This window comes from Metabacillus sp. YM-086, assembly GCF_048059995.1.
GTDB lineage: Bacteria > Bacillota > Bacilli > Bacillales > Bacillaceae > Metabacillus > Metabacillus litoralis_B.
Window position 1 is genome coordinate 20,621 of sequence record NZ_JBLUOI010000060.1, and the last position, 9,489, is coordinate 30,109.

The 9,489-nt window shown below is 34.8% G+C and carries 10 protein-coding genes; 1 reads left to right on the forward strand and 9 read right to left on the reverse strand.

Going from position 1 to position 9,489, the window contains the following annotated elements; all coding sequences use genetic code 11:
- Positions 1–3: 3 nt before the first annotated feature.
- The 6 genes from ACEWK1_RS20600 to ACEWK1_RS20625 all read right to left on the reverse strand — a co-directional run bounded on the left by ACEWK1_RS20600 (position 4) and on the right by ACEWK1_RS20625 (position 5,435).
- Positions 4–888, reverse strand: coding sequence for a carbohydrate ABC transporter permease (locus tag ACEWK1_RS20600; RefSeq protein ID WP_121661923.1), 885 nt, complete (start codon positions 886–888; stop codon positions 4–6).
- Between the two features lie 55 nt (positions 889–943).
- Positions 944–2,233, reverse strand: coding sequence for an ABC transporter substrate-binding protein (locus ACEWK1_RS20605; RefSeq protein ID WP_212135089.1), 1,290 nt, complete (start codon positions 2,231–2,233; stop codon positions 944–946).
- Between the two features lie 106 nt (positions 2,234–2,339).
- Positions 2,340–3,182 (reverse strand): fructoselysine 6-kinase, encoded by an 843-nt coding sequence (locus ACEWK1_RS20610; protein WP_212135090.1) that lies wholly within the window; start codon positions 3,180–3,182, stop codon positions 2,340–2,342.
- 66 nt (positions 3,183–3,248) lie between these two features.
- Entirely contained in the window at positions 3,249–3,986 is a 738-nt protein-coding gene (locus ACEWK1_RS20615) for a GntR family transcriptional regulator (protein WP_212135091.1), read from the reverse strand.
- Positions 3,987–4,301: 315 nt separating this feature from the next.
- The gene (locus ACEWK1_RS20620; protein WP_212135092.1) at positions 4,302–4,982 is read right to left on the reverse strand and encodes a GNAT family N-acetyltransferase; all 681 of its coding nucleotides are present in this window, start codon (positions 4,980–4,982) and stop codon (positions 4,302–4,304) included.
- 51 nt (positions 4,983–5,033) lie between these two features.
- Positions 5,034–5,435, reverse strand: coding sequence for a GyrI-like domain-containing protein (locus tag ACEWK1_RS20625; protein ID WP_212135093.1), 402 nt, complete (start codon positions 5,433–5,435; stop codon positions 5,034–5,036).
- A gap of 246 nt (positions 5,436–5,681) precedes the next feature.
- Here ACEWK1_RS20625 and ACEWK1_RS20630 point away from each other — a divergent pair, with 246 nt between their 5' ends.
- Positions 5,682–6,269: an ECF transporter S component gene (locus ACEWK1_RS20630; protein WP_212135094.1), complete on the forward strand. Its 588-nt coding sequence runs from the start codon at positions 5,682–5,684 to the stop codon at positions 6,267–6,269.
- Between the two features lie 219 nt (positions 6,270–6,488).
- Here ACEWK1_RS20630 and ACEWK1_RS20635 read toward each other — a convergent pair whose 3' ends face one another.
- The 3 genes from ACEWK1_RS20635 to ACEWK1_RS20645 all read right to left on the reverse strand — a co-directional run bounded on the left by ACEWK1_RS20635 (position 6,489) and on the right by ACEWK1_RS20645 (position 8,211).
- On the reverse strand, positions 6,489–6,779 hold the full coding sequence (locus tag ACEWK1_RS20635) for a hypothetical protein (RefSeq protein ID WP_121661930.1): 291 nt from the start codon (positions 6,777–6,779) through the stop codon (positions 6,489–6,491).
- A 150-nt stretch (positions 6,780–6,929) separates the two neighbouring features.
- A complete protein-coding gene (locus ACEWK1_RS20640) occupies positions 6,930–7,376 on the reverse strand; it encodes a GNAT family N-acetyltransferase (protein ID WP_232273428.1) in 447 nt (148 codons plus the stop codon).
- A 664-nt stretch (positions 7,377–8,040) separates the two neighbouring features.
- Positions 8,041–8,211 carry a hypothetical protein gene (locus ACEWK1_RS20645; RefSeq protein WP_212135095.1) on the reverse strand — a complete coding sequence of 57 codons (171 nt, stop codon included), beginning with the start codon at positions 8,209–8,211 and terminating at the stop codon, positions 8,041–8,043.
- Positions 8,212–9,489: the final 1,278 nt, after the last annotated feature.

Consider the following 9,489-nt stretch of genomic DNA (forward strand, 5'->3'; position numbering starts at 1 on the left):
TTACTACACCTCCTTACCTGTTTTTCCAATTTTCATTTGTATCAGTGATAAGGTTAACGTAATAACAAATATAACTGTGCCAATCGTAGAGGCGTAGCCCATCTCGTCATTTCGAAAAGCCGATCTATAAAGCATTGTTCCCAGTACTTCAGTTGAACGCCCTGGTCCTCCGAATGTCATGACGTACACTTCATCAAACACCTTAAATGCTCCAATGACAGTAATCACACTTCCAACAAGAATCATTTCTCGTATTTGAGGCAATGTGATGTGAAAGAAAGATTTTATCCTAGAAGCCCCATCGATCATCGCTGCTTCATAATATTCATCTGGAATTTTTTGCATGGCAATTAAGAATAGCATCGTCATATAACCGGTATATTGCCATTGAGAAACGGCAACGACTGCATAAATCGCGGTTTTACTATCTCCTAGCCATGAATGAGTCCATTCTGAGAGACCAATTGCCTCTAATGTTCCATTTACAAGCCCTACCTCTGGATTGTAGAGAAGCTGCCAAAGCAATCCTACTACCGCTATCGAAATAACAGAGGGGATAAAAAAGACGGTTCGGAAAAATGGTTGAAATCTACGTATCAATTTATCTTCTAAAATGGCGGCAATAATAATTCCTAAGCCTACTTGAAAAATGAGAGATATGATCGCATATAAGGCATTGTTTTTTAATGCCGTGTAAAACACAGGATCTTTAAATAATCTTAGATAGTAATCAAAACCAACAAAGACCTTCTCTGTACCAAATGAATTCCATCGAAAAAAGCTATTGTAAAGATTTAAAATGATCGGTAAAAACACCATACATACGACGATCAGCAATGCAGGTAAAATGTATAATAATGCTGTTCGACTACTTCGATAATTTTTCATCACGTCCCCTCCAGGAGGGGGTAAACAGTAAGGGCTACTGCTTACCCTTTAGCTTTTATTCCACTTCACTTTGAACTTCTTTTGCTACTTTCTGAACTTCTTTTATAATTTCTTCAGGTGATTTTGATCCATCTAACAATAATTGGATATTGGATAAATACACATCAGCAACCTTTGCGTGTACATCTGTATCAAGCCATTCTGCCATTCCTTCTGCTTTTTTCATCGTATCAACACCCTCAACGACTTGTTGCAAGGCAGTATCTGGGTTCGTTGCTCCATCAATTGGACTAGGCCAGCCAATTTGTTCTGCCAGTTTAATCGCATTTTCTTTACTGGTTAAAAACTTTAAGAATTTGATCGCTTCCTCTGGATGCTCTGTTTTAGACGAAACGATAAATCCATCTGGTGCGCCCGTTATAAAGTTTTGATTACCCTTTCCTTCTGAAATCGCTGGCATTTGGAAGAAGCCCCAGTTTCCGGACAAGCTATCTTCAACATTTTGAAATTCCTCTAACTCCACATACATCATGGCTCCTTCTCCTGTAAAGAAATACTGCTTTGCCATATCATGTGAGCTAGAGTTCACATTGTCCATTAAATAGCCCTTTTGGTTTAATTCTGCAAACATTTCCATTGCTTTTACATACCCTGGATCTGTAAATTCTCCTGAACGAGGATTATAATCATTCATTCTTACATCCTGAGCGACCATTTTCTGATTAAGACCAGTTAAATAGTGAATCGCTGCCCACGGACTTTCGTTACCTAAAATAATTGGAGTTTCTCCGCCTTGTTTGAGTGTTTCTAGGACATTCATAAATTCATCCCATGTCTGAGGTGCTTGTAGATTGTATTTATCGAAGATTTCCTTGTTGTATACAAAGAACTTGCCGTTGAATCGAAGAGGTATACCATAGTTTTTGTCATCAGATGAAAATGGTTGTAGTGAAGCTGAAATAAAGCTATCCTTCCATGCAGGATCTTCCTCTAGATAAGGAGTTAAGTCTAAGGCTGCCCCGGCACGAACAAATTTCCTTGCAAACTCTCCTGACCATGAAAACATAATATCAGGTACTTCATTACCACCTAATATAACCCGTAGCTTATCTTTAATCGGTTCGTCTGCGATCGCTTCCATATCAATTTTAATATCAGGATTTTGTTCCTCAAATTCCTTGACTACTTCTTCAAAATATGGAGCATATTCAGGCTGCGGCCACTTGTGCAAAAATTTCAAGACTGTTTTTCCTTCTGCTTCACCTGATGAAGAATTAGAACATCCCGTAAGCAAAAGGACAAAAATTAGCATGGCAACTCCTAGCGTCTTTGTCATTTTTCTCATGTATTGACCCTCCCTATTTCTTGTTTTCTAAGTCAGACTAATTCCGTTTTAATGACCACCTCCTACAGAATGAAACGATTTATTTTTTCTCTCTAAAAGAGAGTTTTTAATAAGTTAGTCCATGACCAAATGCACCATCTACTAAACATGTTTTGGCTGCAAATTCAGCGCCTTTTTCAAGACTTGTTTTGATAAGGTCAGCTTGAGAAATGATCGTTTTCTCTTTTTTACCTTTTAAATAATGTAAGATAAAGGCCGTAAAGAAGGAATCTCCTGCACCTAATGTATCAACCGGCTTTACAAAATGTGGCTTCTGCTTGTAAAAGTTCTCCCCATCATATACCACTGATCCTCGCGAGCCCATCGTACCAATACTTAATCTACTTCCATAGGAATGGGCCTTAATTAGAAGTGCTTTAACTTCTTCCTCAGACAGTTGACCGCATGACAACAAGCTAATATCAACATCCTTACAAACCGTTTTTAATTTCTGATCTGTATATTCATTGGAAAAATCATAGGATAAGAGAACACCAGCTTCCTTGATTTTATGCAATTCAGCATCCATATCGCTATATACGCTGCTATGTGCTATTTCAAATGTTTTGATATATTCGATGTCATCCTCCAAAAGAACAACAGGATGATCTTTTTGAATGCCGCCATCATTACCGCCAATAAACACTCGATCACCGTCTACTAAATCAACTGCAGCATATCCATTTTCACCTTTATGCTGACGACAATGAGCTAGATCAATTTCTAAGCTTTTAAGAGTTTTTATAATATGATTTGCTGCAGCATCATCACCAAACACCCCAAGATAGGCTGCCTCCACTCCCAATTGCTTTGCATAAACACTAAAGTTCAATGCATTACCACCAGGATACATCGTTCGCTTGTAAACATATTTATCTACTACATTATCACCAACACCAATCACTCTCATGAGTAACCCCCCTGAAAAAATAAATGGTATATACCATTTAAAGTGAGATCATACCTAAAATGAAGATCATTTTAGGTTTAATTCCGAGTAAAATTTAACAATATCACTTCTTGTTAATGAGGTAGAGAATTCAATTTCCTTGTCGTTTCGATCAAAGGCGACCGCTTCTCGAAAAATACATGGACTCTCAGAACGAATTTTTAGAAGCTTACTCTCATTTTCGTCTGAAAAGGTAACTCTCATAAATTCTTTTGCCTTTACAAGTTTTATCCCAAATTCATTCTCTAACACGTTATATAATGAAATATCATTTGTGATAAAGTCTTTAATATTTTGACAATACTGTTCTGGAATAAATGATTCCTCTATCGCAATTGGTCGGTCGTTTACTAAACGAAGACGTTTTACAGTAAACAGCTCTTCTCCTTCAGGCAGCTGCAGCTTTTCGGCTAAAAATGGTGTTGCTTTCAAATGTCCTATTGACAGTACCTGTGTACTAGGGGTTAACCCTTTTCCAAGCATATCATTCGTAAAACTATTGAACGTAATAAAATCCATTTGAATTTTATTGTTTGAAACAAAGCTACCTGCCCCGACTCGACGCTCAACAAGTCCTTCTCTTTCTAATGCCGACAAAGTATGTCTTGCGGTCATTCTACTAATCCCATATTGAGCCGCTAGATCACGTTCTGAAGGCAGCTTATCGCCATGCTTTAGCTTCCCTATTTCTATATCTTCGATGATCTTATCTTTAAGTTGTTTATAGAACGGGACTGATTCCTCATTTCCTAGCAATTTTTTCATAAGACATTTCCTACTTCCTCCAAGTAATAATCACTATCATTATATATGATAGTGAGTTACTTCTTGCAAATAAAGCCTTGTGTTATAATGGTATATACCATTATAAGTAATTTTGAAAACAATTAAGATTTATCCTATGATGAAGTTAGTAGGACAACCAAACAATTTAAGCGCTTACATAACCAGCAAAATAATTTTTGTGTTGCTTTTGTTATTATTAGAATAGTCTAAATCTTTTTACCTGTCAATTAGATAAAAGGTAAAACCATTCCTCTTTTTACGACATTATTTGCTTTTTTCAGATCAAGGGTGTTGTCATTCCTCGTCTTCTATCTCCATCTTTTTAAGACAATTATCAATAATACTTTTATCAATTCCATTTACTAACTGGTACTTTTCTTTATAAATGGTTACGATGGCATTTTTTATTTCATCCTTACTTCGTTTATTAATGTCTAAATTCTTAATAAAAAGATCTAGTGGTATATCTCCCATTTCATCATGTAAGGCAGGTTGTAGATATGGTATTTCATCACATTTTTCATAGCCATTTCTAGAGAAAAATTGATATCTTTTAAGACAATCTTGCTTTTCTTTTTCGGTGTGTACCATTTCTGGTGTTTCTGTTTCTAAGAAAATGGCTTTCATTGTTGAGTTTCCTGCTAGAAGGGCATCTTTGTTTAACAATTCTTCTATCTTAAATAATGTTTTTGAGCCTAGTCCTTTATTACGGATTTCAGGATTCGTCACAATATATACAATGAAGCCTGCATTTATTTTTGCAAAATAGTGACCTGTAGCAAACGAAGCCAGCTGGTTATCTACAAGCCCTACTAAGAAATGATAATTATTTGGTCTTTTTGTATATTGCAAGCCTCTTAAAAAGGTTTGATGTGGTTCTCGCACTTCGATTGGAAACGCCTGATCGTATAATTTCATAGCAGATTCATAGTGTTCTAATGATTCTTCTGTTATTTCAACCCAATTTATTGTCATAATAAAACCAACCTTCAATTAACAAATTTCAATCTTAGTGATATGTCTATTTTATTTTATTGCTATGTAAATTTCAATTTGACCATCAGGGTAATATTTTTCAAAATCATATGAGTAAGCTCGATCTAATTTTCCTCTCTCCTCACGTTCCCATATCTCTTTCCATGTATTAAGTATTCCATATTCGTTCGATGAATCTACCTTAAAAATTTCATATTCACTGGTGTTTGAAATGTTAATCCCAGAATCGTGATCACTACTACCTTCTATAGCAACGCTTAACGAATAATCACCTTTATAGTCACTTTCGTATTGATAATACAGACCATATGTAACTATGTCTTGATTATTCAAAAGACCCGATGCTTCTTTCCACATTTCTGTAATCTTCTGCATAATAGTTTCATCTTTAAAATTATTCGTTCTGATTGTATTAATAATCATTAGGTTCATTAGAATTACTCCTCTCAAATCGTTCCTTTCATATATTCAACAAAACCCAGTTTTTTCCTCCTGTATTTTATTTTTAATTTAAGCTCTTTACATAGATCTTCAAGTTTAATAAGAAATTACAGCAATATCAATAATTCGATTCTTTTCTAGCACAAAATTGTTTAATTTTCGAATAAATTGCGTTATAACAAGTATATTCCCTTTTTTATTTGTAGAATGACAACGAAGAGTTAAAGGAGTTTATTCATGAACAAAAAAAATAATACATTCCGATTGGTTCTATTAGGAATGCTTACTGCCATTATCATTATTCAAACATCAATTCCTTTTTTAGGATATATCCCAATAGGACCGCTTAGCTTGACGATTATTCAGGTAACGGTCATTATCGCAGCGATCGTCCTCGGAACAAAGGAAGGAGCCATCATAGGCGGGATTTGGGGAATGATTACATTCATCAGGGCATTTGTCGCTCCGACAAGCGTAATAGCACCCATTGTATTCACGAATCCGCTTGTGTCCGTCTTGCCCCGAATATTAATTGGTGTAGTTGCTGCATATGTGTTCCACAAAATGCTTAGCAGAAAGCTCAATGAAACAGTAAGAATGAGTATTGCCGGTGTGCTGGGATCTTTAACAAATACTGTTTTAGTGCTTGGATTGATTTATTTATTTTACCGAGAGCCATATGCAAACTTCTTGGAGTTAGACATGGAGCAGCTCTTGCCTGCGCTGATGACCATTGTAGCGACGAATGGAATAACTGAAGCGATTATTTCAGGATTATTGACGCCGATTATTTCAAAACCTTTATTAAAATTGATAAAGAAATAACTCACCTAGCTGCTAAAGACTTCCTTCAAATTTATCTGTTAAGTTTGATGGAAGTCTTTTATTTTGGTTAATACCGGTAAAAAGAAAGATTTATTTTGAAGTCCCTGGTTTTGCTATCAACATTAGTTGTTAATGAAAGTTATAGATTGAATGAACTATTAGTGGCATACTGTCTCGATACTATTAGAATCAAGAACTGTCGTAATGACAGCTGCTAAGCTAATGTGCTTTTTTATTTTTCAGCTCTAAAAGTACAGGTGCAATATTTAGTAAGATAGAAACAATTGTTAAAAACCACAAAGCCTTTTCCATAGTAGGTACAACATCCAATAAAGCAGACCAATCCTCAGCTTTTACCCAATTAGATACAAGGCTATGTTCTGCACAGAGTGTTAATGCTGTAAATGATAAACCTATTGCCATCGCAAGCTTGTAGTCTTTTCCTGTATTATACAGATAAAGATTTATAAACGTTGCTACTATGGCAATAAGCCCTAATATTAACCACATAATGATGCCTCCATTTATCTAAAAATATATATCTACTAAAAGGTCCAGTTATCCTATTTTGAAACCTGGCCGTATAAACAAAAAAGCAACTATCCTTATTCAACATAAGCGCTTTGATTGAGGAAAATTAATCTTGAACGAAATCAACCGTTAGTTAATTAATTTCTTTTCAAGAATTATTTTATGTAACCCTTTTTTGTCAGTATAGGTATCAATGACATCAAACCCATTTTTAATATTCAATACTAACATATTATGCCATTTATTCATTGTTTTTGTTTGAACAACACTATATCCATTTTCCTTTAAATATTGATGTTGTTTTTCCATTAACTCAGAAGCAATACCGTGTTTTCTGTAATAAGTGTCCACCCCACCTAACCAACTATAAAATCTTTTATTGTCAAGTTCATATCCAATCTTATATCCAATAACTTTCGTACCAGTCATCGCCGTAATAACCAATAATTTAGGCTTATTTTTCATCATGTTAATCAAATTATCAGTTGTACCAAAAATAGCTATATGTAATTCTATAATTCCTTCTAAAACATCATCATCTGGTATTGAACTAAAAATGGAGTAATCAAATTTCAATTGTTTTCCTCCTTCCTATTTTTAGTTAAAAAAATTTTCTTATATAGCGATAAACCAGAAAAAATATTACTATACAAACTAATACACCTGAACTAAACATATAAGGGTATGAAGACTTATCATTAATACTTCCTTATGAGTATCAATCTTGCGAACACTTGTTTCCTGGTTGTACTTTTAGAAAATCTTTAAAATCGTCCTTTTAACATCATTTGGTTCTTCAATTTTATCACTTGAAATTTGAACCATATCGTTTGGAACTCCCACTGGTGAAGGAAATCCGCATCCTCACTTTTTTCTAAAAATAAAAGAAAACCGCCACTGTTATATTAGTTTTTCTCAATCCATCCAACATCATTATAGTCAATGCCTGCCTTTAATCGTTTAGAAATATTCCCTCTATAAACATTTATAACGCTAAAATCTAAACCCTGAAAAACAAAATCACTTTGTTTCGTCTTACTTGAAAAGTCATTTTTACCAGTTACAATAACTTCAAATCTATTAAAAGCTTCTGTGGTTTTATTTATATTGGATACCAATCTTTAATAAAGAATTTTCCCAATCTGCTCTAATGCCAATCACTCATAAACAAATGTTAAGCAATTTAAGAAATAAGCTTATGCTTATTTCTGAAGACTGTTATTAAACTTAGGTCGTTTCATTATGAAGAGCCCAAACCGAATAGCCCTAATATAGAATATAAAGTAAATCCAACACCGATAAAAATAATGATAAACCTAATAATCCAAGGCAATTTAGGAGGAGGAAAAAAAGCTATAATGCCAATCACTAAGAAGAAAACTCCTATAATAAAACTAATTAAAAGTTCCAATAAACCCACTTCCCTACACAATTTTATAATTAATTACGATCACCACTCCTAAAAATGTTGCTTTCTGCAGCGCCTAAAGCATCAGCCCTCTCGAATAACAATCATTTTGGAGCTCAATCCCTTCAACCAATTGGCTTTCGGCCCGCCACCTTGCTGTCTACGCTTAAAGACTAAAGTTACCTTTAGTCCTCCAAGACTCGCTACGAGCGAATGGCTAGTTCTTACTCGACGGGAATCCCACCCGTTATATGATACGACCTAATCTCGGCCGCACAGGCGCTTTGATTGATGAACAACTTTTATCTAAAAAATACTGCAATTATTCTTTTTTATTACAGTGGTCTAGGACATAATGAAGGTAAACGTTAGCTAATATCGGAGATATTACTCCACCTTGCGGCATCTCCCCGGAATATTCCTAACGATAAGATAAACTAATGTTTAAAGTTTAAAACCTTAGAATTAGAGGTGATTGAATGATAGGTAAAGAAGAAAGTCAAGAAATTTTAGAGTTAGTAAAACTAGCCTTGGAATCTGAAATAACTAAAGAAGAATTTATAAGATTTTTAGAAGAGCAGAAAGTAAAGAAATAAACCAATTAATATTTATTTAATTATGTGAAAATTCATACTGAATTCTCCTATCAAAACTGCAAGCCTCTTGTTATCCTCAAATATGAATGGCAGTTATAAGACATTATGAACTTATTATCATGGAGATTTTCCTATGACTAGTTGAGTAGAAAACTGATTTATAGGGCTAGCATTTAGCCTATTGGACTAAAAAGCGTAGGAACATTCTTGGAAGTCTGCTTCAAAGAGTGGTTCAATCACCATTTTCATAGTACTTTAATTCACACATACTTTGACCATTAGAATGTCAAGGGGCTTGTTTCTCCATTTCCTTTAGGTAATATACACGAACGACATACTGGGCTTGGAAGAAAGGACTTCTCTTCAATTCTAGGTAGAGATTCTTAAGGAAATTCCCCTCTACATATTCATAAACGCACTCAATCTTTTCATTCTCTATCCCACTGCTTCCTTGTTGGCTTTTACTCTCTTCCATGCTTTCGCAAGAATAATATCCGGTTGAAACGCCAGTAGAGTAAGAAACTGATTTCGAGGGGATAGCTTACGCTATCTCTTTTACTTTCAGTTCCTCCTCATCAAACCGTACGTGAGGTTTTCCCTCATACGGGTTTCCGACGTTCTTCTTTCTTTGGCTTTACGGTTTCTAACGAGCCAATTTCACTAAAATATGTTCAACTTCTTTACT

Coding starts and splice junctions, on each gene's coding strand:
- ACEWK1_RS20600 (WP_121661923.1), bottom strand. CDS start 888: ATGAAAAATTATCGAAGTAGTCGAACAGCATTATTATACATTTTACCT.
- ACEWK1_RS20605 (WP_212135089.1), bottom strand. CDS start 2,233: ATGAGAAAAATGACAAAGACGCTAGGAGTTGCCATGCTAATTTTTGTC.
- ACEWK1_RS20610 (WP_212135090.1), bottom strand. CDS start 3,182: ATGAGAGTGATTGGTGTTGGTGATAATGTAGTAGATAAATATGTTTAC.
- ACEWK1_RS20615 (WP_212135091.1), bottom strand. CDS start 3,986: ATGAAAAAATTGCTAGGAAATGAGGAATCAGTCCCGTTCTATAAACAA.
- ACEWK1_RS20620 (WP_212135092.1), bottom strand. CDS start 4,982: ATGACAATAAATTGGGTTGAAATAACAGAAGAATCATTAGAACACTAT.
- ACEWK1_RS20625 (WP_212135093.1), bottom strand. CDS start 5,435: ATGAACCTAATGATTATTAATACAATCAGAACGAATAATTTTAAAGAT.
- ACEWK1_RS20630 (WP_212135094.1), top strand. CDS start 5,682: ATGAACAAAAAAAATAATACATTCCGATTGGTTCTATTAGGAATGCTT.
- ACEWK1_RS20635 (WP_121661930.1), bottom strand. CDS start 6,779: ATGTGGTTAATATTAGGGCTTATTGCCATAGTAGCAACGTTTATAAAT.